At 40.4% G+C, this 25,278-nt stretch carries 23 protein-coding genes; 14 read left to right on the top strand and 9 right to left on the bottom strand.

Translation table 11 applies throughout. The features are described from left to right. Positions 1-71: 71 nt before the first annotated feature. The 3 genes from B3P16_RS14260 to B3P16_RS14250 all read left to right on the top strand — a co-directional run bounded on the left by B3P16_RS14260 (position 72) and on the right by B3P16_RS14250 (position 2,567). A complete protein-coding gene (locus tag B3P16_RS14260) occupies positions 72-653 on the top strand; it encodes a tRNA-(ms[2]io[6]A)-hydroxylase (protein ID WP_286843354.1) in 582 nt (193 codons plus the stop codon). Positions 654-727: 74 nt separating this feature from the next. Further along, positions 728-1,828 (top strand): 23S rRNA (adenine(2503)-C(2))-methyltransferase RlmN, encoded by a 1,101-nt coding sequence (gene rlmN / locus B3P16_RS14255; protein ID WP_376746079.1) that lies wholly within the window; start codon positions 728-730, stop codon positions 1,826-1,828. 40 nt (positions 1,829-1,868) lie between these two features. After that, positions 1,869-2,567 (top strand): ComF family protein, encoded by a 699-nt coding sequence (locus tag B3P16_RS14250; RefSeq protein WP_115046362.1) that lies wholly within the window; start codon positions 1,869-1,871, stop codon positions 2,565-2,567. 130 nt (positions 2,568-2,697) lie between these two features. Here B3P16_RS14250 and B3P16_RS14245 read toward each other — a convergent pair whose 3' ends face one another. Further along, the gene (locus B3P16_RS14245) at positions 2,698-3,084 is read right to left on the bottom strand and encodes a VanZ family protein (protein ID WP_083295776.1); all 387 of its coding nucleotides are present in this window, start codon (positions 3,082-3,084) and stop codon (positions 2,698-2,700) included. A 154-nt stretch (positions 3,085-3,238) separates the two neighbouring features. On the opposite strand from B3P16_RS14245, the gene B3P16_RS14240 reads away from it, so the two are divergent. The 3 genes from B3P16_RS14240 to B3P16_RS14230 all read left to right on the top strand — a co-directional run bounded on the left by B3P16_RS14240 (position 3,239) and on the right by B3P16_RS14230 (position 7,820). Then, on the top strand, positions 3,239-3,610 hold the full coding sequence (locus B3P16_RS14240; RefSeq protein WP_046673104.1) for a PadR family transcriptional regulator: 372 nt from the start codon (positions 3,239-3,241) through the stop codon (positions 3,608-3,610). Then, complete coding sequence (locus B3P16_RS14235; protein ID WP_286843353.1) at positions 3,603-5,273, top strand: PspC domain-containing protein; 1,671 nt, start codon at positions 3,603-3,605, stop codon at positions 5,271-5,273. Before B3P16_RS14240 ends, B3P16_RS14235 begins: the two co-directional genes overlap by 8 nt. Before the next feature lie 138 nt (positions 5,274-5,411). Next, complete coding sequence (locus B3P16_RS14230; protein ID WP_286843352.1) at positions 5,412-7,820, top strand: TonB-dependent receptor; 2,409 nt, start codon at positions 5,412-5,414, stop codon at positions 7,818-7,820. A gap of 83 nt (positions 7,821-7,903) precedes the next feature. Here the strand turns inward: B3P16_RS14230 and B3P16_RS14225 are convergent, their stop codons facing one another. The 5 genes from B3P16_RS14225 to uxaC form a co-directional block, all read right to left on the bottom strand. After that, positions 7,904-9,523, bottom strand: a complete 1,620-nt coding sequence (locus B3P16_RS14225) for an NADP-dependent glyceraldehyde-3-phosphate dehydrogenase (RefSeq protein ID WP_070561481.1) — start codon at positions 9,521-9,523, stop codon at positions 7,904-7,906. Positions 9,524-9,594: 71 nt separating this feature from the next. Continuing rightward, positions 9,595-11,037 carry an MFS transporter gene (locus B3P16_RS14220; protein ID WP_376752093.1) on the bottom strand — a complete coding sequence of 481 codons (1,443 nt, stop codon included), beginning with the start codon at positions 11,035-11,037 and terminating at the stop codon, positions 9,595-9,597. A gap of 115 nt (positions 11,038-11,152) precedes the next feature. Then, positions 11,153-11,797 carry a bifunctional 4-hydroxy-2-oxoglutarate aldolase/2-dehydro-3-deoxy-phosphogluconate aldolase gene (locus B3P16_RS14215; RefSeq protein ID WP_286843351.1) on the bottom strand — a complete coding sequence of 215 codons (645 nt, stop codon included), beginning with the start codon at positions 11,795-11,797 and terminating at the stop codon, positions 11,153-11,155. Then, on the bottom strand, positions 11,794-12,819 hold the full coding sequence (locus tag B3P16_RS14210) for a sugar kinase (protein ID WP_236586150.1): 1,026 nt from the start codon (positions 12,817-12,819) through the stop codon (positions 11,794-11,796). Before B3P16_RS14210 ends, B3P16_RS14215 begins: the two co-directional genes overlap by 4 nt. Before the next feature lie 9 nt (positions 12,820-12,828). Continuing rightward, the gene (uxaC, locus tag B3P16_RS14205; protein WP_070561475.1) at positions 12,829-14,229 is read right to left on the bottom strand and encodes a glucuronate isomerase; all 1,401 of its coding nucleotides are present in this window, start codon (positions 14,227-14,229) and stop codon (positions 12,829-12,831) included. Positions 14,230-14,613: 384 nt separating this feature from the next. Between uxaC and B3P16_RS14200 the strand changes: the two genes are divergently transcribed. The 3 genes from B3P16_RS14200 to B3P16_RS14190 all read left to right on the top strand — a co-directional run bounded on the left by B3P16_RS14200 (position 14,614) and on the right by B3P16_RS14190 (position 18,773). Further along, positions 14,614-15,915 carry a UDP-N-acetylmuramoyl-tripeptide--D-alanyl-D-alanine ligase gene (locus B3P16_RS14200; RefSeq protein WP_286843350.1) on the top strand — a complete coding sequence of 434 codons (1,302 nt, stop codon included), beginning with the start codon at positions 14,614-14,616 and terminating at the stop codon, positions 15,913-15,915. Positions 15,916-16,245: 330 nt separating this feature from the next. Beyond that, positions 16,246-17,001 carry a tRNA pseudouridine(38-40) synthase TruA gene (gene truA, locus B3P16_RS14195; protein ID WP_286843348.1) on the top strand — a complete coding sequence of 252 codons (756 nt, stop codon included), beginning with the start codon at positions 16,246-16,248 and terminating at the stop codon, positions 16,999-17,001. An 8-nt stretch (positions 17,002-17,009) separates the two neighbouring features. Further along, positions 17,010-18,773, top strand: coding sequence for an ABC transporter ATP-binding protein (locus B3P16_RS14190; RefSeq protein ID WP_286843346.1), 1,764 nt, complete (start codon positions 17,010-17,012; stop codon positions 18,771-18,773). On the opposite strand, the gene B3P16_RS14185 is transcribed toward B3P16_RS14190, so the two are convergent. Continuing rightward, positions 18,774-19,295, bottom strand: a complete 522-nt coding sequence (locus B3P16_RS14185) for a hypothetical protein (RefSeq protein WP_070561469.1) — start codon at positions 19,293-19,295, stop codon at positions 18,774-18,776. 192 nt (positions 19,296-19,487) lie between these two features. On the opposite strand from B3P16_RS14185, the gene B3P16_RS14180 reads away from it, so the two are divergent. Both B3P16_RS14180 and B3P16_RS14175 read left to right on the top strand, forming a co-directional pair. Next, positions 19,488-19,970 carry a DUF4293 domain-containing protein gene (locus B3P16_RS14180; RefSeq protein ID WP_112375080.1) on the top strand — a complete coding sequence of 161 codons (483 nt, stop codon included), beginning with the start codon at positions 19,488-19,490 and terminating at the stop codon, positions 19,968-19,970. Between the two features lie 67 nt (positions 19,971-20,037). Beyond that, complete coding sequence (locus B3P16_RS14175; RefSeq protein WP_286752800.1) at positions 20,038-20,502, top strand: hypothetical protein; 465 nt, start codon at positions 20,038-20,040, stop codon at positions 20,500-20,502. A gap of 68 nt (positions 20,503-20,570) precedes the next feature. Here B3P16_RS14175 and B3P16_RS14170 read toward each other — a convergent pair whose 3' ends face one another. Then, entirely contained in the window at positions 20,571-21,110 is a 540-nt protein-coding gene (locus B3P16_RS14170) for a hypothetical protein (protein WP_070561463.1), read from the bottom strand. A gap of 228 nt (positions 21,111-21,338) precedes the next feature. Here B3P16_RS14170 and ung point away from each other — a divergent pair, with 228 nt between their 5' ends. After that, on the top strand, positions 21,339-22,013 hold the full coding sequence (gene ung / locus B3P16_RS14165; protein WP_286752799.1) for a uracil-DNA glycosylase: 675 nt from the start codon (positions 21,339-21,341) through the stop codon (positions 22,011-22,013). Between the two features lie 148 nt (positions 22,014-22,161). Here ung and B3P16_RS14160 read toward each other — a convergent pair whose 3' ends face one another. After that, the gene (locus B3P16_RS14160) at positions 22,162-22,632 is read right to left on the bottom strand and encodes an Lrp/AsnC family transcriptional regulator (protein ID WP_046673117.1); all 471 of its coding nucleotides are present in this window, start codon (positions 22,630-22,632) and stop codon (positions 22,162-22,164) included. 332 nt (positions 22,633-22,964) lie between these two features. On the opposite strand from B3P16_RS14160, the gene sufB reads away from it, so the two are divergent. After that, positions 22,965-24,416: a Fe-S cluster assembly protein SufB gene (gene sufB, locus B3P16_RS14155; protein ID WP_046673118.1), complete on the top strand. Its 1,452-nt coding sequence runs from the start codon at positions 22,965-22,967 to the stop codon at positions 24,414-24,416. 62 nt (positions 24,417-24,478) lie between these two features. Beyond that, positions 24,479-25,237 carry a Fe-S cluster assembly ATPase SufC gene (gene sufC, locus B3P16_RS14150; protein ID WP_046673119.1) on the top strand — a complete coding sequence of 253 codons (759 nt, stop codon included), beginning with the start codon at positions 24,479-24,481 and terminating at the stop codon, positions 25,235-25,237. Positions 25,238-25,278 lie beyond the last annotated feature (41 nt).

The raw sequence follows: 25,278 nt of genomic DNA, 5'->3' as shown, positions 1-25,278 counted from the left end.
AGAGCGATTGTCATTTTTTTAACGCTGAGATATTCGCTACCTTTGTGTCGTAAATCATTTTAGAGAGTAAGATGCTTGGATTAAAGTTGTTGACAGATCCGCGATGGGCAAACATTGCAGAAGGAAATTTAGAAGAGGTTTTGACAGATCATGCCTGGTGTGAACAAAAGGCTGCTTCAAATGCCATATCCTTAATTACCAACAACTCAGAACACGAAGATTTGGTGCATGAGCTGACAGCAATCGCAATCGAAGAAATGGAACATTTTAAGATGGTTATTGATATCATCAAAGAACGTGGCTATACCTTGGGTCGTGAACGAAAAGATGATTATGTCGGTCAATTGATGAAATTCTCTAAAAAAGATGGCAGTAGAAATATGGCTTTTATTGACCGTTTATTATTCGCGGCGATGATTGAAGCCCGTAGCTGCGAACGTTTTAGAGTGCTTTCACAAAATATTCAAGATAAAGATCTTGCGAAGTTTTACTATGATTTAATGGTGTCTGAGGCAAATCATTACACCACATTTCTAAATTTTGCACGCAAATATTCCGTAGACGTCGACGTGGAAAAGCGTTGGAAGGAGTGGTTGGAATTTGAAGGGAAGCTAATTCAGTCGTACGGAAGTAAAGAAGCCATTCATGGCTAATTGAACCTCGCTCCTACCTATTTTAAAACACATACATAACAGTTGTCCCGTTCTATTTCTTAGAACGGGATTTTTTGTCACTTATTTATTCTTATCTTTGTACCGTGATTGAAAAAAGTAAAATAATAGATATCAGGAGTTTGTCTTTGGATCAGATCAAAGATCAACTTACCGCGTTGGGGGAGCAGGGCTTTCGTGCGAAGCAGATTTATGAATGGATTTGGGTGAAATCTTGCGTAGATTTTGATCAGATGAGTAATTTGAGTAAGCCCCTTCGTGAGAAGCTGAAAGCGAATTTTACGATCAATGCAGTTACAGTCAAAGAATCTCAGATCAGCTCAGATAAAACAATTAAAAGTAGTTTTTGGCTCTATGACAACAACATCATTGAAGGGGTGTTAATACCTGCTCCGGAACGAATGACCGCTTGTGTCAGCTCACAGGTGGGCTGTAGCTTAACCTGTAAGTTCTGTGCAACAGGTTATATGGACCGTAAACGGAACCTTAATGCCGATGAGATCTATGATCAAGTCGTTCTTATCAGCAAGCAAGCCGAAGAGCACTATGGGCAGCCACTGACAAATATCGTTTATATGGGGATGGGCGAGCCCTTGTTGAATTATGCCAATATGATGAAGTCTGTTGAGCGCATTACAGCGCCAGATGGATTGAATATGGCCGCCAAGCGGATCACGGTGTCCACAGCGGGTATCGCAAAAATGATTAAGAAATTGGGTGATGATCAGGTACGTTTTAACCTAGCACTTTCTTTGCACGCGGCAAATGATAAAAAGCGGAATGAAATTATGCCTATCAATGAGCAGAACTCACTGAAAGCATTGGCAGAAGCACTCAAATATTTTTATGCGAAAACAAAGAGCCCAATTACATTTGAATATATTGTCTTTAACAATTTCAATGATGAGCTGGAGGATGCAAAAGAACTGGCCAAGTTCTGTAAACATGTTCCTTGTAAGGTCAACCTGATTGAATACAACCCTATCGCACTGGCCGATTTCCTGAATGCTGAAGCAGATAAAATCGAGGTATTTGCAAATTATTTAAAAAGCCAAGGTATCATCACGAATGTGAGACGTAGCCGTGGTAAAGATATCGATGCAGCCTGCGGACAATTAGCAATTAAAGATAAGGAAAAAGAGGAATCCGAAGCATAATCTGAAGGATAGTTCCTATCTTTAATAGGGAATTAACCAGATGAAATCCGAATTAAATAAGGTTTTTAGCGATTTTATAGCCATATTTTTTCCAAGGGAATGTGGCTGTTGCGGCTGTGTGCTAAAATATCAGGAAAAGTTTGTCTGTACAGCATGCGATTTCCATTTGCCTTATACTAACTTTCACGAATATTCGGATAATGATACCGCAAGACAGCTCTGGGGGAAAGCTCCTGTGGAAGAGGCCTGTTCATTCTTATTATTGCAAAAGGATAGTCGCGTAGAGCGCCTCATTTATCAGATTAAATACAACAACCAACCTTTTCTTGCAGAATATTTTGGTTATCTATACGGCTTAAAATTAATCAAAATAAAGGCCTATCAGGATATCAATTGTATTGTTCCTGTGCCATTGCACCGTAGCAAATTCCGAAAAAGAGGCTACAACCAATCCACTTACTTCGGAAGAGGGTTGTCCAGAGCAATGGGAATCCCCTTGCGGGAAGATATTTTAGTCAGGAAGAAAGCGACAATGAGCCAAACGGGTAAGGGGCGGATCGACCGGTACGACAATGTAAGTGATATTTTCGATTACAAAGGCACTATGTTGCCGGCTAACGTACATATCCTTGTGGTTGATGATGTATTGACCACGGGAGCAACGGTTGTTTCAGCAGCATTGACACTCTTAGATGCAGTTGATTGCAGGGTATCTGTTGCTACGCTGGCAAGAGCCTAGTTCGAAAGTCTATCCCATAACTTATACCCTTCTCCGTCCGGATAAAGCGAATTCAATAATTACGGTAACCACTATTACGAGCAGGCCATGCCTTCAATAGTAATGACCAGGTCAAAACGAATTCAACACGTTATTTGCGACGTCGGTTGACATAGTTTAGGAGATAGGCAAATCCTGCCATGCCGATTCCGATGCTGTCTGCAAATAAATCCCACCAGTCACCGCTGCGATACGTAAAAATATAAAGCTGAAGTAACTCTGTCAGTCCTGCAAATAAAAAACCAAGGATGGAAACGACAAAGATTGGAAGCCAACGGGTCGGTTTACCATGGAATTGCTGGATTACACCGTTGTATAGCAATGTACAGAAAACAAAGAACATCCCACAATGGACTAATTTATCCATACCTGGATAGGCGGGAACTGCATCAAAATTATTGCCCGGGAGGGTGCATAAAACAATAACTATTATGGCCCAAATAAAACACCACTTATAGTCTAATAAGATTTTAATCATGGCGATAAATATCCAAAAATTTCCTGATAGAAATAAAAATATTATTTATTTAAAAATTATTTCACTGTAAATCAGTTGTTTAGTTGTATTGTTTTGTTTTGTATGGTACTATGTATTGCATGGTACCATAAAATACATATATCTTTGTATTGTTATGATAGCTGAAAATACACAAATCCAAATGAGGAAGGGGATACTTGAATATTGTATCCTATCCATAATTTCTCGAGGAGAAATTTATGCCTCCGATATTATCAGCGAACTGAAGAAAGCTCAATTATTGGTTGTGGAAGGAACCTTATATCCGCTTCTAACACGTCTAAAAAACAATGGACTGTTAAGCTATATATGGAAGGAGTCAACTTCAGGTCCGCCTAGAAAATATTATGAAATTACCCAAGAAGGGTTAGAAGTCCTTTCGCGACTAGATGTTACCTGGAATGAGCTCGTGTTTGCTGTAAACACGTCATTGGTGGGTAGAAACAATGATTCAACTAAACCAGTTAAAGATAATAACGATGAATAAGACAATAATTATCAACATAAATAGTATCGTCTTCCATATTGAAGAGGATGCTTATGAGGTGCTTCGCTCCTACATGATTGATATAAAGAAGCACTTTGGACAATCGGAAGATAGTAAGGAGATTTTGGAGGACATCGAAAATCGTATTTCTGAAATGTTTACCGAGAAGATTCAGGCGGGCAGCAAAGAAGTTCTGAATATGGACGATGTCAATGCCGTTATCGAGCAAATGGGGAGCGTCAGCGATTTCGAGTCTGAGGATCAGGACGGTTATGCGTCTTTTCAGCGCCAGCCAAATGCAGATGGTTTTAAAGTAGGGAAAAAGCTGATGCGCGATCCCGATGACAAAGTTTTCAGTGGAGTATGTAGTGGATTGGGGCACTTTTTTGGTATTGAGGCGAAATGGGTACGCTTACTCTTTGCTTTATTTGTTGTGATCGGTGGATCGGGCGTATTGGTCTATGTTATCCTATGGATCGTAATGCCGCTCGCTGTAACCCGTGCAGATAAGATGGAGATGCGTGGTGAAGCACCGAATATTCAGAACTTCAAACGTTCTTTTGATGAAGAAATGAGCGGGGTAAGGGACTCGTTCTCGAGGGGAATGGACCGCACCGGAGATGGTGTTGCTAAATTATTGCAGGTCTTTGTGAAAGTTATCGGCGTATTCTTTGTTATTATCGTCGGGTTAACGCTCATCGGATTGATCATTGGACTTATCTTCTTTGCACTGGCTATTGTGAACGTAATTCCTGACGTCATGGACGATTCTGGTCCTTTCTACCTCATGAATCCGAGCGATGTACCTTTCGCTTTGATCGCGGGTTTCTTGGCCATTTTTATCCCTTTCGCCGGGTTGTTCTATTTGCTTCTCCGTGTTCTCTTCGAGAAAAAACCAATGAACAATTATTTGACAACCACCTTGTTTTTAGTCTGGTTGGCATCGATAGGCGGTATCATCTACTACGCTACATCGGTAGCAAAGGAATTCAAAGAGTCTAGTACAATTGTCGAAGAGAAACCGCTGCAAAAACAGGCTGTTTATTACTTAAATGAAAATGATATTCGGGTAATCCGCTTAAAAAATGGTGTGAGAAGTGGTATCGGTATTAAAAATGAAAACGTTTCAACCTATTTGAGGCGTAATATCCGTATTCGAATTGAGCGTATTGACTCTTTGCAAGAACCTTATGTACGTTATGAGTATTCGGCTAAAGGAAATTCCTATAAAGTTGCAACAGACAGAGCGGGTAAAATTAATTATGCGTTGAGACAAGATAGTACGTCATTAACATTTGACAACGCGTTTCAATTGAATGAAGGCGAACTTTATCGGGATCAAGAAGTTAATATTACTTTATTCCTGCCTGTGGGCACAAAATTGGTCATTAATGCTCGTCTGGAAGATAAATTAAGAGATATATCATTCTACGAGTGCAGAGATCGCTATAAGGAAGATTTAAATGATGTAAAAGACGTCGAGTTTGTGGTCACATCACTCGGGTTGAAATGTGCCTTGCCGCCCGAAAAGTCAGATGACAGTGAAGAAACAGATACCGAGGGGAATGAGGTAGTTGCACATGATACGTCTGTTGTCATCCGTCGGGATACCATTATTAATCTCAAAAAAGATGGTGTTACCATAGAGACAAAAAAGAAATAACATAAACCAAGTCTTCCGCCTGAAGGCGGAAGACAAATTATTACCGCTATAACCAATCGAAAATCAGTACTGACCTTCGTGTTATAAGCCTATTTAATACCATTAAAAGTAAATGCTATTACACCTATTTATAAACGAATGAAAAGATATTTTTACCTCTTACTCTTAAATTTTTTAATTACTTCATTTGCCTATGCGCAAGTGAAAGTTACAGGCAAAGTACATGTGGAAAATAATGTGCCTTTAGCCTCTGCAACTGCTTATCTGATGAAGGCAAAGACGACTGTCATTCTGAAAGCCGTTGTTACTGATGAAAATGGAGAATACCAATTTTCGGATATACAAGCTGGAAGTTATTATGTCGAGGCGAAAATGGTCGGGTATACCGCCAATAAGAGCAATGTTTTTGATATCAGTAAATCAGACCACAAGGTCCCGGCGATCCTGCTGAACACGGATACACGAAAATTGCAAGAGGTCGCCGTAGAGGGTAAGCGGCCGATGGTTGAAAGCAAGCCTGGTAAACTGGTTTTAAATGTGGAAAATTCGCCTTTGGCCGCAGGGAATAATGCCTTAGATATTGTACAGCGGGCTCCTGGAGTGAGTTTAGATAACAATAATAACCTACAGTTGATGGGGCAATCTGGTGTATCCGTGACCATTGATGGTCGGCAGACCTATATGTCCGGTGAACAGTTGGTGAATTTTTTGAAGAGTACGGATGGCAATCAGATTAAGTCCGTCGAAGTGATTACTACGCGTGCAGCAAAAGATGACGCTGAGGGGGCAGTGGGTACAATTAATATTGTACTCAAAAAAAATCGAATGGAAGGTTTTAACGGAACCTTTAACATGACGGCAGGGAGGGGAGAAAAATTCAGAGGGAATAGCTCCTTATCCATAAACTATAAGAAGAACAATACGACAGTATTTGGATCGTATGCGTATTCGGATGAGAAAAGCTACCGGAAGCTCCTGCTTGATCGTGTTATTCAGAATAAAGGTGAAAAGACCTATTTTAAACAAAGGTCGATATTGGACGAAAAGGAACAGAACCATTCCTATCGCTTCGGTGTTGAGCAAAGAACATCGGCCAGAAACACCTTAACCCTGCAGTTTAATGGATCGAATAATATCGAATACAACGATAACGATAGTAAAACCAATGTAGGAAAGTCTTTTACAACATTGGATTCGCTTTTGATTTCAACATCGCAGTTCAAAGAATTATTTGATCGTTACTCCGCTAATTTAAACAATGAGTTTAGAATTGATTCGAATGGCAGAAAACTTACCCTTGACCTGGATTGGAGTAAATTCAAAAGCAGCAAACGCGTAGGTTATAATAACCAATATTTTGATGGTCAGATGGATGCGATTACGCCCGAAGAGATCCAACGCAGTAGAATGCCTATCGGAATCGATATCTATGTCGCCAAACTGGATTATGAACAACCGCTATCGAAGGTCTCCAAGCTTGAGATGGGGGCTAAATATTCTAACGTTACGTCGGATAACGATTTAACCTTTGAAGACTTTTTGAACAATTCCTGGATTAATAATGAAAAGCGTACGAATCATTTTGTGTATAAGGAGCAGATCGCCGCTGGATATATAGACTATAATAATACCATAGGGAAATGGGGCCTGAAGGTCGGCGCGAGGGGAGAATATACATTTTCTGACGGGAACTCGTTGACCTTAAATAAGCAAGTGAAACGGAATTACTTTAAACTTTTTCCGAATGCAAATCTGACGTATACACTCCATGAGAATCATATCCTTTCCTTAGGTTACGCAAGGAAGATCACGCGTCCTAATTACCGACAGTTGAATCCTTTTGATTATTTTATTGATAAACTAACCTTTGAACGTGGTAATCCTTACCTGAATCCGCAATTTTCCAATGAATTCACCCTAAACTATACCTTGATGCAACGTTATAATGTGACATTGGGTATTAACGATGTGCGGGATGCGATTGTAGAGAGCATGGGGCAAGATTCGGTGCTAAAACAAACGTGGGTTATACGTGAAAATTTAGGTAAAAATTTGACGGCTTATCTGAATCTGAACATCCCGGTTACGGTATCCAAGATTTGGAGCATGAATAACAATATTACAGGCATCCACTTTAACTTTGATGGTATGGTGAGTGGTTATCCGCTGAAAAGGACCTCCTTTCTTTTGCAGGCTACATCGATGCACAATTTAAAACTGGCGAAAAGTCTGTCCGCTAATGTCAATTTGAGGTATTTCTCGCCGTTCAACTATAATGTATACGATATGAAGGCCCGTTGGGATATGGAGGTAGGAGCGACCAAGACATTTAAAGATCAACGTAGTTCGTTGAAGCTGGCGGTGAGCGACTTGTTTAATACAGGGAATCAGAATCTGAAAACCAATTTCGGCGATTTTGACTCCAGTATCAGGCAATACCAAGATCGTCGCGTGGTTCGATTGACCTATTCGTATAAATTCGGAAATTTAAAAAACAACTATCGTAAGAAAGATACAAGTAATGAGGAGAAAGAAAGAGCGCAATAGGCCCTTGAATTTTCTAAAAAAAGCGACACCGCGAGATGATCTAAATCATCCTGCGGTGTCGCTTTTTTTTATAGACAATGCTATTAGAAAATGTATTTGGTACTTAAAAAGTTCGATTCATTTTCACTAACAATGTCATTCAACAATTTCTTGTTTTCTTCGGTGAACTTTGCCGCGACCAGGGAGCGTATCGAGAATGAACGCAAAGCATCCACAACGGATAATGTTCCCTCAGCGCTATCTTTTCTTCCGGTGAAAGGGAAGGTATCTGGACCACGTTGACATTGGCAGTTGATATTGACACGACTTACCTGATTGACCAATGGATCGATTAAAGACGACACAACAGCCGCATTGTTACTAAAGATACTGACCTGCTGTCCATGCGAAGAGCCGATCAGGTACTCGATAGGTTCCTCAAGGTCATCAAATGGCACAACAGGGATAACTGGACCAAATTGTTCCTCTCTGTAAAGTTTCATTTGAGAATTGACCGGATAAACGATCGCTGGGTAGAAGAAAGATTCTGCTACTTGTCCACCATTTTCGTTAATCACCTTTGCACCATACGCTTTTGCATCTTCGATACATTCCGTCAGATAAGCTGGTTTGTTAACCTCTGGAAGAGGTGTCAAAGACACGCCTTTTTCCCAAGGCATACCATACTTTAGTTTAGCAACTTCCGCAGAAAGACGTTTTAGGAACTCTTGTGCCAAGCTGCGGTGTACATAGATAATTTTAAGTGCGGTACAGCGTTGGCCATTGAATGAAAGAGAACCCAGTACGGTTTCAGAAACAGCAAGATTTAAATCGGCATCCTTCGTGATGATTGCCGCATTTTTTGCGTCAAGACCAAGAATTGCGCGTAGACGGTTAACTTTAGGATGTAATTTCTTAAGTTCGTCAGCAACACGGCTTGAACCGATCAACGTCAACACATTGATCTTTCCAGACTGCATAAGACTTGGAACGATCTTGTTTCCACGACCATAAATTGTATTGACAACGCCTTTCGGGAAGCTTGTTTTGAAAGCCTCTAATAAAGGGTAATGTAATAATGTACCATGTTTAGGTGGTTTGAACAACATCGTGTTCCCCATGATCAAAGCAGGGATCAACGTTGTGAAGGTTTCATTCAATGGATAGTTGAATGGTCCCATACATAAAACAACTCCTAGTGGAGATCTTCTGATTTGGGCTATAATACCTTGTTCGATCTGAAAACGGGAAGAATCGCGGTCAATATCTTTCAATGCGTCGATCGTTGCGTAGATATACTCTACCGTACGGTCAAACTCCTTAACAGAGTCAGCATAGGATTTGCCAATTTCCCACATAATAAGCTTGACAACAATGTCCTTCTTGGCAATCATCTTTTGTGTGAAATTTTCAACACAAGTAATACGATCGGCAACGCTCATTGTCGGCCATTCTCCACGGCCATTGTCGTATGCTTTTACAGCAGCTTCCAAGGCTTCCATGGACTCTTTTTCAGTACAAACAGGGAAACTACCGATGCGCTTACGTTTCAAGCCGTCCTTAGTCTTTACACAGATAGGTGAAAATACTTCGTTTACTTGACCCGTCCAAGAAATCATTTCTCCATTGGAAAGGAACTCTCTTTGATCGACCTGTTCGTCTAGCGTAAATTCTGCGGGAATGTCTTTCTCCTCGTAGAAGATACCTTCTAAGTTTAAGCTCATTGTTTTTAAAAGTGGTTTAGATTGATATTTATAAAGATATTGCTAATATACTGTAAATATTACAATATTTGTTAATTTTTTATTAAAATAAGTTTAGGTACTAGTGTTTTCATTACAATCCATGCAATTAAATATGCGATTGAACAGAACGAAAAAATAATAAAATATCCCGCTTCTTCTCCCTTGAAACCCATAAAGACAAGTTGAGTCTCTTTGGCATAGTCGAATAGCCAGCCCGAAGTTTTATTGATAATAAAGGCTCCTACACCGCCCGCAAGCCCGCCGATTCCTGTAACAGTGGCAATGGCGCGTTTTGGAAAAGAATCGCCAATAGTGGAAAAAATATTGGCCGACCACGATTGATGTGCCGCACCTGCAAAACCAATTAAAATAACGGGTATCCAATAGGAAATATGCCCCAAGGGTTGTGCAAAGAGTACGACTAATGGGACGAAAGCAAACAGCAACATAGCTTTCATTCGACCTTCATAGGCATTCATTCCCTTTTTCTCCACAAAATACGTCGGCAACCAGCCGCCGTAAATTGACAGCATGGTGATCGCATATAAAACAAATATGGCCAATTGCCCTTCTGTATCAGAAGACTTTATGTCGTAAACGGCTGATAGATAGGCTGGCATCCAGAATAAGAAGAACCACCAGACGCCGTCGGTCATGAATTTTCCGAAGACAAAGGCCCAGGTTTGTTTGTACTTGAGGCATTCTGCTATGGTGGTTTTGGGCTGTTTTGTTAAGGCAGAATGCTCCGTTTGGTGTTCATGGTCATCTTGGTGAATGTAAGCCAATTCAGCCGCATTTACTTTTGGATTCTCGTGCGGTTTTTTATAAAGAAAGATCCAGAAACCCATCCAGACAAACCCAAGGGCTCCTATTATGATGAAAGACATCTCCCAGCCCCAGTGTGCTGCGATGACCGGAATGGTCAATGGAGCAGCCAATGCTCCTATGGTTGCCCCTGAATTGAAAATACTGGTGGACAATGCACGATCTTTCTTTGGAAAATACTCTGCGGTAGCTTTAATGGCCGCTGGGAAATTTCCAGCTTCCCCGACAGCCAATACAAACCGGGCGAAAATAAATAAGTTTACACTAACGCTGATGATTAAACCGGCATTGTTCACATGAGAAATAGCTTCTTTTGCGCCTTCAAATCCAACAAACCACTCGCCAGCGACAATTCCTGAGGTTGCAATACCACAAAAAGCATGTAATATGGCGCCAATGGACCAAATAGCAATCGCCCATAGAAAACCTTTTTTTGTATCCATCCAATCGACAAAACGTCCCGCGAAAAGCATGCTGATGGCATAAAAAATAGAAAACAAAGCGGTAATATTTCCATAGTCCGTATTTGTCCAGTGGAATTCAGGGCTGATAAAATCTTTCCAGGTTAAGGATAATACCTGGCGATCCAAGTAATTGATTGTGGTAGCAAAAAATAGGAGGGCACAGATTACCCAACGGTAATTACCCTTTTTCTCTGTATTAATCATAATGGGTTTAATTGTTTATTTTTCTTGAACCTATCGCTTCAAATGACGAATAATGAACGCTGTATGCCTTCCTTTTACGATGCTCGTGGAAGGCATACAAGCAATCTTATTGTTTTTAACGTGCTTTTGAGACAAGATCAAGTGCTTTTTGTGTATTTTCGAATAAATTGTTGGTGTCCTTTGGATCAATCAGTTTACTGCCCATACCTACCGCACATACACCTGACTTGAACCATGCTTTTAGATTTTCTATTTCGATGTCTACACCCCCCGTTGGTATAAAGTTCTGACCTTTAAAAAGATCCCGAATAGATGACATAAATGCTGGTCCCAAAATATTTGCAGGGAATAATTTTATCAATGCGGCCTGTTGCTGTTGAGCCGTGTAGATTTCGGTCGGTGTCATGCAGCCTGGAATCCACAACTTATGGTGCTCATGTACAAGCGAGCCAACCAAAGGATTCACTAAGGGGGCCACAATAAAATCAGCACCGGCCTGGAGAAACTGTTGTGCATCGTCCACCGATTTGATGGTGCCAATACCCAAGTAGAGGTCTGGCATCTCAAGGTCCCTCGTTGCAACAAGGCGCTCAAAAACAGCAAACGCCTCGGGGCCACGATTTGTAAATTCAAAAACGCGTACACCCGCTCTGTATAATGTTCGTAGAATATCGATACTTTCTTCCTGATCATGATGGAAGAATAAAGGAAGTGTTCCTTGTTCGATAATTTTATTTAATACAATCTCTTTTAAATTCATGTTGTTAATCTCTTTTTAATATCGTCCACTGTACTTGTTGTTGCATCGCTGGCGATAAATAGTTTATCGAATGCCGCGCTTGTTGCAAATTCTAGCGTCTCCTGCGGCGAAAGGTTGGAATACAATCCATAAATCAGACCCGCCATAAAGCAGTCGCCACTTCCTACTTTATCCAAAATCTCTTCCGCTATATAGGTTGTGGATTTGATCAAACGGTCTTTATCAAATAATGTGCTGTAGTATTCTATCCCTTTGGTATGGTGGTCAAAACGGAAGGTATTGGCGACATACTGGCACATGGGGTTGGAAGCAATGATTTCTCGGCTGGTTCGATCTGCTTGCGCGAGTAACTCTTCTTCGGTGTATCCTGACGTGTTTGTTAAGAATTGTTCGTCAAGCGGCGTGCCCAGCATCTGATGCGCGGCCCATATATTGCCCATAATTAAATTGCAGTACTTGGCAATCCGAGGCATAACCTCTTTCGGTGTTTTACCATATTTCCAAAGCTTCGATCGGTAGTTAAGGTCTAAGGACACAAAAATTCCTTTTTCCTGTGCTTTTTGCACAGCTTCAAGACAGAGGTCTGCAATATCCTGGCTAATTGCTGGGCAAATTGCCGAAAAGTGAAACCATTTCACGTCCTTCAAGGCTTTGTCCCAATCAATACTGCCGACTTTGAGGCTTGCAAAAGATGAATTGGCGCGATCGTAGATAACCCCCGCATTTTTAAGATCTTTACCTTTGGGGAGATAGTAAATGCCCAAGCGCTCTCCGCCCCATTGCATCGCCGATGTGTCTATGTTTCTACGTTTCAAATAGACATCTATACCTTCACAAATGGCATTTTGCGGTATCGCAGATAAGTAGGATGATGGCACGTTCCATAGGGCCAAAGCTGTAGCGACATTTAATTCTGCTCCTCCAACGTAGAAAGGCAATTGGTGCTGTTCAATCCAATTGTCTTCAATATCCGGACAGATCCGTAACAGCAATTCCCCAAAGCTTAAAACTTTACCCTGCATGTTCATTTATTAAAATTCAAAATATTCTTTTGCGTTATTGTAGCTGATATCCTGTATGATTTTCCCGACCCATTCGATATCATTTGGTATTTCTCCTTTTTCGATGTCCTGTCCAAAGATGTCACAGACCAATCTTCTGAAGTATTCATGTCTTGGAAAAGAAAGAAAACTTCTGGAATCGGTCAACATGCCTACAAGACGACTTAACAAGCCCATATTCGACAAGGTATTAATCTGTTTTGTCATGCCGTCTTTTTGGTCCAAAAACCACCAAGCTGAACCAAACTGAATTTTTCCTTTGATAGAACCATCATTGAAATTCCCAATCATTGTCGCAATAAGTTCATTGTCGGCTGGATTGAGATTATAGATAATTGTCTTGGTTAGCTTATCTTGGTTATCTAATTTATTCAAAAACTTTGATAATGCACGTCCCTGACTAAAATCCCCAATGGAGTCCCAGCCTGTATCAGGACCGATCAAGCGATGCATGCGGGAGTTATTGTTACGTAAAGCGCCCAAATGGTATTGTTGCACCCAGCCTTTTTCATGATCCCATTCTGCAAAATAGACTAACATGGCCGATTTAAACTTCAAGCTCTCATCAAAAGTTATTTCTTTGCCTGCACGAATTTTATCAAAGATGAATGCGATTTCAGTTTCGGTGTAATCTTCAGCATAGATCTGTTCCAAACCATGATCTGAGACTTTACAGCCGTTGGTCGCAAAGAAGTCGTGCCTTGCTTTCAAGGCCTTGAGGTAGTCGCTTAAACTGCTTATCTGCATATTGCTGACTTCTTCAAGCTTATTGATGTATTGGTTCAATGCAGGCAGGTCATCGCAATTCATTGCTTTATCCGGACGAAATGCCGGAAGCATTTTAAATGATTCACGCTCTTTCGCAAACTGCTGATGAAATTCCAGACTATCGATTGGGTCGTCTGTTGTGCAAACGACTTCAACATGCATCATCTTGAGTAGTCCGCGGACAGAATGACTATCTTGTTGCAGTAAAGCACTGGTATCTGCATATATCTTGGCCGCGGTTTTTGGAGACAATACATCTGTTATGCCAAAATAGCGTTGTAATTCAAGGTGCGTCCAATGGTGTAGTGGATTACGTAAGGTATAGGGGACAGTTTCTGCCCATTTGATGAATTTTTCTTCATCTGAAGCGTCTCCGGTCACATAATGTTCGTTGACACCGTTGGCACGCATGGCCCTCCATTTGTAATGATCACCATGTAACCAAACCTGACTAATATTATCAAACTTGACATTATTTGCAATCTGTTCCGGGATTAGGTGATTATGGTAATCAATAATCGGCAGATGTTTTGAATAATTATGGTACAGCTCTTCAGCCGTTTTTGTGTTCAATAAAAAGTTGTCGTCTAAAAAAGTTTTCATACAATGTATTGATTTGTAGGTTCATCTGTTTTCTATCCTCTTTTGCTTGTCAAACTTTTTATTGCTGAAGTAATCGGACATAAAAAATGCAAAAAGGGGTGAAAGTACGGTCGCCTGAATTTCCCAAACTGTTTAAATGGTCAATGAAATTACCAATATTCAGGTCATACTTAAAGGAAATTCAATAAAATAAATGCGCAAACGTTATCGGTAGCGTTTAAGGCAATCGGGTTATACCGCATTTTCTACGTTTTCTAAGCACGTTTTCGCTATCGCAGATTGCTTGAAATTTTGAATAAGTCCCGAATAATATGATCTGCTAAAGCGTAATTGTATTGCATATAAAAAGCAATTTCTCTAAGTTTGTTCAACAAATTGCTCAACATGGATATCCAATCACTTTATCAGATTTATAAACAGTATCCGAATATTACAACAGATACACGTAAAATTGAAAAAGATAGTCTATTTTTCGCCTTAAAAGGGGCCAATTTCAATGGGAATACTTTCGCCGAGAAAGCGCTTGAAATGGGTGCTAAATATGTTGTTATTGATGACGAGACCTACCGAAAAGGAGAAGCGTATATTCTTGTTGATGATGTTTTAAAAACATTACAGCAACTAGCGAATTACCACAGACAGCAATTGGATATTCCAGTTATTGGAGTGACGGGAACCAATGGAAAAACCACGACAAAGGAATTGTTGTACGCTGTTGTTTCGCAGAAATACAAGGCCTATGCAACAAAAGGAAATTTGAATAATCATATTGGTGTTCCATTGACATTATTGGCGATAGATGATTCTGTTGAGCTAGCCATCATCGAAATGGGGGCAAATCATTTGGAAGAAATTGCTTTTTTGTGTGGGATTGCCGAACCGACACATGGTTTGATTTCTAACGTTGGCAAAGCACATCTAGAAGGTTTTGGATCTTTTGAAGGAGTAAAGAAAACCAAGGGCGAGCTGTACGATTGGCTGCAGGACCATCAAGGGGTATTATTTTTGCAGGCAGATAACCCACATCTTAAAGAGATGGCTTCCGCCCGCAAGATAGCCAACATTGTCACTTATGGTTTTTCGGAAGGTAATGATGTGATTGGAAAGCTTCTTAGGGCAAATCCCCTTTTGCAAATTGAATGGCACAAGAAAGGCACGGCCGAATCTTATGTTGTCGATACCCATTTAACAGGATCTTATAATACCGAAAACTTTCTTGCAGCTATTGCAGTAGGTTTGCATTTTGGCGTTTCTTCTGCGTCAATCAATCGGGGTATTGAAGGATATACCCCTACGAACAATCGTTCGCAGGTTATGAAAACTGCCCACAATACGCTAATCTGCGATTATTATAATGCAAATGCAACAAGCATGGCTGCTGCATTGGATAATATTCGGATTATTGAAGCGGATAAGAAGGCTATTGTATTGGGTGATATGTTTGAATTGGGGACAGAATCATTTGAAGAACATAAAAAAATTGTCGAGAACGTAAGAGCTATTCCTGCAGATCGCAAAATTTTTGTAGGAAAAGAATTTTTCGCACATCGTTATGAAGGTGGAGCATTTTATGAAACTACTGCCGAAGCAAAACAGGCAATCAGCGGAAATCCTATTGTGGACAGCACGGTCTTATTGAAAGCGTCAAGGGGTATGGCCTTTGAAAATCTGGTCGAACTACTGTAGCCTTTTTAGCTTTATGCTATGCACAACGAGGGGATAAGTTCGGGGTGCGAACATATGGCGACCATGGTGCTCCCGCATTGAATGTACTTAAAAAGGTGGACTCAACGTGGACTCACTGTGGACTTACCGTGGTTGCGGGACGAAGTTGATAGGATGTTGCGGAAACCTTCGTTCCACTGAATCCCGAATGACTCGCCCAGTAGCATCGAGCGAAAGGAAGTGCAAAACAAACAGTTTTGTCATGTAAGGATTAAATAATAAGGAAAATGAGCAAATTCGTTCTACGGAGAAATGATGCTCATTTGGAAAAACGTACCTTTGTTGCATATAATGGATAAAAGACGTTTTTTTTTAGAAATAGCCTATTTTGGACAGGCTTATCATGGTTGGCAAATTCAGAATAATGCAATTTCCGTGCAGGAAGTGCTGAATAAGGCGCTTGAAACCCTGTTGCGGGAACCCATTGAAACAACTGGAGCTGGCCGTACAGATACAGGTGTTCATGCCAAGCAATTGTATGCACATTTCGATGCAGCCCCTATGGGTATTCTACAAAAAGCTGATCGTTTTATTCATTCGCTCAATGCACTATTGCCCTTTGATGTGGCCGTGAAGCGCCTGATCGAAGTGGAACCCGAAGCACATGCTCGCTTCGATGCGACACAAAGATCCTATGAATACCATCTTCATTTTCATAAAGATCCTTTTATCTATCCCTATTCATGTTTTATGCGCGATCGTCCGGATGTTGAAAAGATGAATGAAGCTGCACAATTTTTATTGGGTAAACAAGATTTCGAATGCTTTAGTAAGTCTCATACGCAGGTGTTTACAAATATTTGCGATATTCGTAGAGCCGAGTGGGTATGGCATACCGAACAACATTTGGTCTTTCATATTACCGCTGATCGCTTTTTGCGCAATATGGTGCGTGCTATTGTGGGTACATCGTTGGAAATAGGCATAAAAGGCAAACCTGTTTCATTTATGCAAGAGGTTATCCAAAGCAAAAACCGGGGGAAGGCAGGTGTTTCCGTGCCGGCACATGGGTTGTATTTAACAGAAGTAGCATATCCTTATATATAGAATTTAACGTGAGTCAAGATAAAATAACTGGTAAAACCTACGATATCAATTTGGTGAAACGCATGAGTCGCTATATGCGTCCATATCATATGGCATTTTGGATATCGGTCGTCCTAACGATATTGCTGGCTGCAGTAGCCCCCGCTTTGCCTATGCTGATCCAGCATACGCTGGATAACTATATCCTAAACTTCGATACCAATGGATTGTCCCTCATGCTGATTGCAATGTTGGCATTGGTCATCCTGCAGACTTTGATCCGTTATTACCATACTTTAATGACAAATACATTGGGGCAGTCGGTTATCCGTGATATTCGGATTCAGGTATTTAACCACATTGTTCAACTCAGGCTAAAGTATTTTGATCGCACAGCACTGGGAAAATTGATTACACGTACCATCTCTGATTTGGAGACTCTTTCCAATATTTTTTCTGAAGGTTTGATTCAGATTATCGGCGATTTATTGCAGTTGGTCGTTATTCTGGTTGTGATGTTTTCCTCCGATTGGAAGCTGACATTGATTGTTTTAATTCCGATGCCTTTGATGGTGGCAGCGACTTACGTATTTAAAGAGGCGATGAAGTCTGCCTTTATCGATGTGCGGAAATGGGTTTCTAACTTAAATACCTTTTTGCAGGAACACATTACGGGCGTCGGTATTATCCAATATTTTGCGCGTGAAAAGCAGGAAATGGATAAATTTAAGGAAATTAATGCGCAACATCGTAATGCCCATATTCGGACCAATTGGTATTTCTCCATCTTTTTCCCTGTTTTGGAAATTATCATGGCCATTGCTTTGGGATTGTTGGTCTGGTTCGGTTCCAAACAAATTATGGGTGATGTGATCTCTCCGGGTGTAGTGGTGGCCTTTATCATGTATATCAATATGATCTTTAGGCCCATTCGGGAGCTTATTGACAAATTCAATACGCTTCAAATGGGCATGGTTAGCGCTGAACGGATCTTTGAAGTGTTGGATACCGATGAAAAGACCCCAAATTTGGGTACATTGAAACCTGCACACATCAAAGGTGAGATTGCGTTTCGCGATGTTTGGTTCGCCTATAATGAGGAAAACTGGGTCCTAAAGGATGTTAACTTTAACGTTAATCCGGGTGAGACGCTGGCTTTAGTTGGGGCTACTGGTGCTGGAAAATCTTCTACCATCAATATTCTAAGCCGTTTTTATGAAATCAATAAAGGTGAAATTCTGTTGGACGGCCGTAATATCCGCGATTATGATCTCGATTATCTGAGAAATACCATTGCGACGGTATTGCAGGATGTATTCCTCTTCTCGGATAGCGTCATCAATAACATCACATTAGGTGATCCTGCGATATCTAGAGAGCAGGTCATTGAAGCCGCAAAAGAAGTGGGGGCGCATGATTTTATTATGCGACTACCTGGGGGCTATGATTATGATGTGAAAGAGCGGGGTGCAACCTTATCCGCGGGGCAGGCCCAATTGATTTCTTTTATCCGAGCCTTGGTACACGATCCCCGGATTCTAATTTTAGACGAGGCGACATCTTCAGTAGATACCGAAACGGAAGAAATGATCCAGCATGCAATCGATAACCTCATGAAAGGAAGAACATCGATTGTTATTGCCCACCGCTTGTCCACCATTCAGAAGGCGGACAAGATTATTGTGTTGGATAAAGGCGAAATCAAGGAAATTGGAACGCATCAGGAATTGCTATCTTTTGATGGGTATTATAAAAAACTATACGACTTGCAATTTCATTCCGCGGGGATTTAATTAAGCGATTATACTCTCTTTGGGGATCGTTTCTTCATCTTCGATCCGTGTATTTGCTTTAATCTCTGAACCTCGCCCTACGAGCACGTTTGCTCCGATTGAGACATTTGGTCCGATGTTGACAAAATCTTCAATAATGGTATTGCTTTCGATAACAGCAGAACCGGCGATAACGCAATGGTTGCCTATCTGTACATCGGGGGCGATGGAAGCGCCGGGGAGGATAATGGTGCCTTCACCAATCTCCGCTCGTTTTGATACGTAGGCTTTGGGATGGATGAGGGTCTGGTAATTCCAGTCTGCATTTTCCGATACAATCCGTTGGCGAAGGCCTGGGTTCTTGACTGCAATAAAGAAATCTTCCTCCGTGCCTTTTACTTGATGGTGAAGTTGAACCTCATAATCGAATACATCTTCAATGAGCAATGATTTGTCAATAAGACCACCAATTTCAATCGCTAAATCTTCTGCTACATCTACCGCAGTTTTAGCGTGAGCAGTTGCACCGTATATATATAACATGGTATTTTTTTTCGCAAAGATAAAACTTTCTAAAATGAAGCCCTTTGGTATCGTGTAAAAAAATGCAACAAAATATAGGGTTTGATTGTTTTGCTGTTTAATGAGCTGTAAGGTTGATTGTTTTTTCGATCGCAATTATATTGCATATAAAAATCAATTTATCTAAGTTTGTTGGTATACAAAAATTAAACTATGATTCAACGTATCCAAACTGTTTATTTGCTGATAGCAGGATTAGTCATATTCGGCTTGTTTCTATTTCCCTATGTTAATTATAGCGATTTAGTTGGTTTAGGAAAGAATGTGAAGGTGACCGGTGTGTATAGTGTCGCTGCGGGTCAGCCGGTACACGAGGGGGGATTTGGTTATATTCTCCAGACTGTGGCCACCGTATTATTAGGAGGGCTTCCCCTGTTCACGATATTTAAATTTAAAAAGCGTAAAGTCCAACTTTTGCTTATTTGGGTAGAGGTTGTCGCAATTATCTTATTTGCAGTATGGCTATATTCTTCTGCAAGTACTCATCTCGCTACGGTGAACCAATTTTTGGGTGCTGGGAATATCGGCGTAGGATTCTTTTTGTTGCCTATCTCGATTATTTTCTGTGCGTTGGCCATGGGCGGAGTACGTAAAGATGAAAAGTTGATCCGTTCTGCCGATCGATTGAGGGCATAATTTTGAAAGAATAATCCAATAATAGTTAAAGCCACGAAGACCGTGGCTTTTTTAAATATAATATGATATGAACGTTTTTTTTAGATATGTTGTTGTCTTGATGCTCTTCCTTGTCGGTGGGTTTGTAAAGGCGCAGTCGGCAGATTCATTGTTGGTTGTTGATGATATTCAATTCGATGTAAAGGAATTTCACGTAGATGAGCCTAAGCATGAATTGGTGATCAATTTGTTTGCTATATCGTATAGTAAGAATCCTCGGGAATATAAAATGAACACCTTTTCCACGCAAGTGTTGGATCAGAAGAAACAGCCCCATTTCTTTTCCACGATTCGGATGGGAAATGTATTGGTTAAATTTGAAGATAAGCAGAATTATCTGCACTATTTGCTAGAAGAAGATAAGCCTGTGGATATACAGGTCGTTGTAAAGGATTGGAAGAAAACGGATAAACCGGTTATGGTTAAACTGGTCTTTGAGAGCAGTACAGAAGAGGGGGAGTTTTTGGAGGTTCCTATTTCATTAAAGAAATAATTGATTTTGTCTCTTGACAAAAAAAGCTTCGAAGTTATAACTTCGAAGCTTTTTTTGATTATTCAATATTATCGATTGTATCTGATCTGCTGTTTGTCCATCATGCCCATCTGGTCTTTCATCATTTTGATCTGATCAGCTAACAACTTATTTTTATCTGCTTTTTTAGCTTCTTGAAGAAGTTTTTCGGCTTCACGTTTATTGCGCTTCGCCATGGCTACACCGGCTAGGCTCAATTTTGCTAAGGCGATGTTATGGTCCATATGTAGACCCAATGCCAATGCTTTCTTAAAATATTTTTCAGATTGCATAGGTGCACGTTGTGATTCGATCAGTCCGATCAGCATGTTGTAGTAACCATGCTGTTGTGGGATCAATTGCTTTTCGTAGTTGGTGATTTTACCTAGCCATTTTTCAGCTGCGGCCATATTTTGTTTACGCATATGCCATTGCGCAATCAGCATATATTCATGGAAAAATACAGTAACAAAACCCAAGATCGTGACCAAGATCCCTAAAATTCCCCATCCCCAATTTCCGGTCCAGAATAAGGCAACTGTTCCGATAAGCAATGCACTGCAAATAATGATTCTAACGAGATTTGACATAAATCTTTGTTTAAAATATTTGTATTCAATTTAATTCTGCAAATATCCGTTAATTTCACCGTTTAAGCAACTCGTTCAGGTTGTTATTTTGTAAAAATGTGTTTTTCTAGAAAATGGTAGCTTTTATGTTAATCGATGTGTTCTGATAATCTTGCTTTGGTACAACGCCGAATAGGTGGGCAGCCGGATAAATTTGCCTTTATATGCAACTTTGTCTATGTTTGAATTATGGAAAAGCAATACGATGATTCTTGGGCTCCTGTGTTAAGGCCTTTGTTCGCTCAGCCCTACATGAAACAGTTATCTACTTTTGTGCAAGCAGAGCGTCAGAAAACGAAAGTGTTTCCACCGGCAGATCTGGTGATGAATGCTTTTAAGCTGACGCCATTGGATCAGGTGAAAGTGGTTATTTTAGGGCAGGATCCTTACCACAATGACGGGCAGGCACATGGGCTGTCTTTTTCAGTTCCGGCAGGGATTGCCTTGCCCCCATCTTTAAAAAATATTTTTAAGGAATTGCAAGATGATATCCCTGGTTTTGTTGAGCCGCATGCTGGCGATTTGACTTCTTGGGCCAAGCAGGGGGTATTATTGTTAAATGCGACCTTGACAGTTCAGGCGCATTTGGCTGGTTCTCATCAAAAGAAAGGCTGGGAGATTTTTACAGACAGTATTATTCATGCCATTTCGGAGCGTTGTGAACATGTGGTGTTTTTGTTGTGGGGAAGTTATGCCCAAAAGAAAAGTGTGCTCATTGATGCGAAGAAGCATCTTATTCTAACGGCGGTTCATCCCTCACCGTTGTCTGTCTATCGTGGTTTTTTTGGTAGTAAGCATTTTTCACGCGCAAACCAGTATTTGACGGCACATGGTAAAACCCCAATTGATTGGCGCCTGATTTAAGTTGTGGCTTGGGTTAAATTTTGCGAAGCGTTTGCTGTCCAATAGCTAAAGTAGATAAACATCATTGCCGGTGATTCGCGCATGGCGCAAATGCGTCCAAGAGCGAGATTCCGGTAATGATATTTTTGATTGGGCTTAATTCCCTCGCTTAATATTCTAAAGGAATAATGGGTTCTTTTTTGCTGGTCGACATAATCATCATGGTTTGGAATGTCTTTACAAAAGGTATTTTGGATATTTTTTCCATGATGACGCCTTCATAAGCTTTGATATCTTTTACGTAAACCTTGAGGATGAAATCACAATTGCCTGTAACGTGATGGCATTCGGTTACTTCAGGTATCATTTTGACTGCAGCTACAAATTCAGGAATAGCGTTGTGGGTATGGAAATCGAGTGAGATCTGTATGAACGACTTGATCCCAAGCCCCAGTTTCTCCTCGTCCACAAAGGCATGGTAACTTTTGATGAAGCCGGAGTTTTCCAGTTTTCGCACACGCTCTAAGGTTGGCGCGGGGGACAGTCCGATGCTAGATGCGAGTTGCAAATTAGTTATACGACCATTCTCTTGTAATAGTTTAAGAATTTTTAAATCTGTTTTATCCGGTGCAAAGGGCATGTCTTAAGTCTTAATAATCAATAGTATTTGTAAATATACAAAATTATATTTGGAAATTTAAAAATATACAAAATTATTGGTGATAAATAGATTTTAGTTATATCGTGTTTTTATAATTATAATTTTAATCGATGCAAAATCATTTGACTGTCATAATCGATTGAAATGTGCTCATTTTAATGAAATGGAGTGATAAATGTCATTTTTTTATTAAAAATGCCTTCGTAAGGTGCTATTAAATGCTGTTTTATTGGCTTTGAAATTGTAACTTTGCAGTTCGATAGGTGCGGAGGTGAAGCCCTCCCAAATTAGTTAAACCGTGAGAGCGCAATATGAGTACTAAAGACGACGATTTGTTAAAAGAGCTAGAGCTCGAAGAATATAAATACGGGTTCACGACAGATATCGAAATGGAAATTGCAGCCAAAGGCCTTACTGAGGATACGGTTCGTTTTATTTCGGCAAAAAAGAATGAACCTGAATGGCTATTGGAATGGAGATTAAAAGCTTTCCGTCATTTCTTGACGTTAAGAATGCCTACTTGGCAGAATTTCAAAGCTCCCGAGATTGATTTTCAAGAGATTTCCTACTATGCAGCCCCGAAAGCAAAACCGCAGCTTAATTCGATGGATGAGGTTGACCCTGAGTTGATTTCCACTTTCGAAAAGTTGGGTATTCCTTTGGATGAGCAAAAAATATTGGCGGGAGTTGTGGCTGTAGATGCTGTCTTCGATTCGGTATCTGTAAAAACAACGTTTCGTGAGAAATTAAAAGAGCAAGGAGTTATTTTCTGTTCATTTGGTGAGGCCGTGCAAGAGCATCCTGACCTGGTGAAAAAATATTTGGGTACAGTGGTTCCGCAGACAGATAACATTTATGCAGCATTAAATTCTGCAGTGTTTTCGGATGGATCCTTTGTTTACGTTCCAAAAGGCGTTAGATGTCCAATGGAATTGTCTACCTATTTCCGTATCAATGCACAGAATACTGGGCAATTCGAACGCACGTTGATCATTGCGGATGAGGGGGCTTATGTTTCTTATTTGGAGGGATGTACTGCACCTATGCGTGATGAAAACCAGCTGCATGCGGCAGTGGTTGAATTGATTGCCGAACGTGATGCTGATATTAAATATTCTACCGTTCAAAACTGGTACCCTGGTGATAAAGAAGGAAAAGGTGGTATTTATAACTTTGTAACCAAGCGTGGAATCTGTAAGGGCGATAACAGTAAAATCTCCTGGACACAGGTAGAAACCGGTTCTGCAATTACATGGAAATACCCGGGTGTGATTTTAAAGGGTGATAACTCTATTGGTGAGTTTTACTCTGTAGCCATGACGCGTAATCATCAGGTCGCTGATACAGGAACGAAGATGGTTCATTTGGGTAAAAACACAAAATCTAAAATTATTTCTAAAGGTATCTCTGCTGGTAAGAGCCACAACAGTTATAGAGGTTTAGTGAAAATCGGTCCAAATGCCGACAACTCACGTAACTTTACACAATGTGACTCCTTATTGATCGGTGATAAATGTGGGGCACATACATTCCCTTACATCGAAAATAGAAATAAGACGGCCAAATTAGAGCATGAGGCGACTACTTCCAAAATCGGTGAGGACCAGGTATTCTATTTGAATCAACGGGGTATCGATTCTGAGAAAGCTGTTGGTTTAATTGTCAACGGGTATGCAAAAGAAGTATTAAATCAATTGCCGATGGAGTTTGCTGTAGAGGCTCAAAAATTATTGGCAATTTCATTAGAAGGTTCAGTAGGATAGATAAAAAATCATTGGGAATGTAGTTTAAGTCGCTACATTATACCATACTCAATACGAATAAAATGTTAAGCATTAAAAATTTACATGCGTCTGTAGAAGACAAACAAATATTAAAAGGGTTAAACCTAGAAGTAAAAGCTGGCGAAGTTCATGCGATTATGGGACCAAATGGTGCTGGTAAAAGTACATTAGGGAATGTATTAGCAGGACGTGAATCCTATGAGGTAAGTGAAGGTTCCGCACTATTGGACGGTGTGGATTTATTGGATCTTTCCCCTGAAGACCGTGCGCGTGAAGGGCTGTTTTTGGCTTTTCAATATCCTGTTGAGATTCCGGGCGTATCGAATATCAATTTCTTGAAAACGGCTGTAAATGATATTCGTGAGTACAAAGGTCTTCCGCCAATGGAAGCGAAGGAATTTTTACAAATGGTAAAAGACAAGCAAAAATTGGTTGAGTTTTCAGCTAATTTGGCTAACCGCTCTTTAAATGAAGGATTCTCCGGTGGTGAGAAAAAGCGTAACGAAATTTTTCAATTGGCGATGTTGAACCCGAAATTATCTATTTTGGATGAGACAGATTCTGGTTTGGATATCGATGCACTTCGTATCGTTGCAAATGGTGTGAATCAATTGCGCTCTAAAGACAATGCTTTTATTGTTATTACACACTACCAACGTTTGTTGGATTATATCGTTCCAGATTTTGTTCACGTATTGTACAATGGCCGTATCGTGAAATCGGGACCTAAAGAATTAGCTTTGGAGCTCGAAGAAAAAGGATACGATTGGTTAAAAGAATATGATACACAAAACGCCTAATCTTTTACCTGAGTAAATAGGATTAGAGGAGAATTTTGGCG

It is taken from the genome of Sphingobacterium sp. UBA7631, from assembly GCF_002483935.1.
Taxonomy (GTDB): domain Bacteria; phylum Bacteroidota; class Bacteroidia; order Sphingobacteriales; family Sphingobacteriaceae; genus Sphingobacterium; species Sphingobacterium multivorum.
Note: the sequence above shows the minus strand (reverse complement) of the source record. Positions and strands in the feature narration are given on the sequence as shown.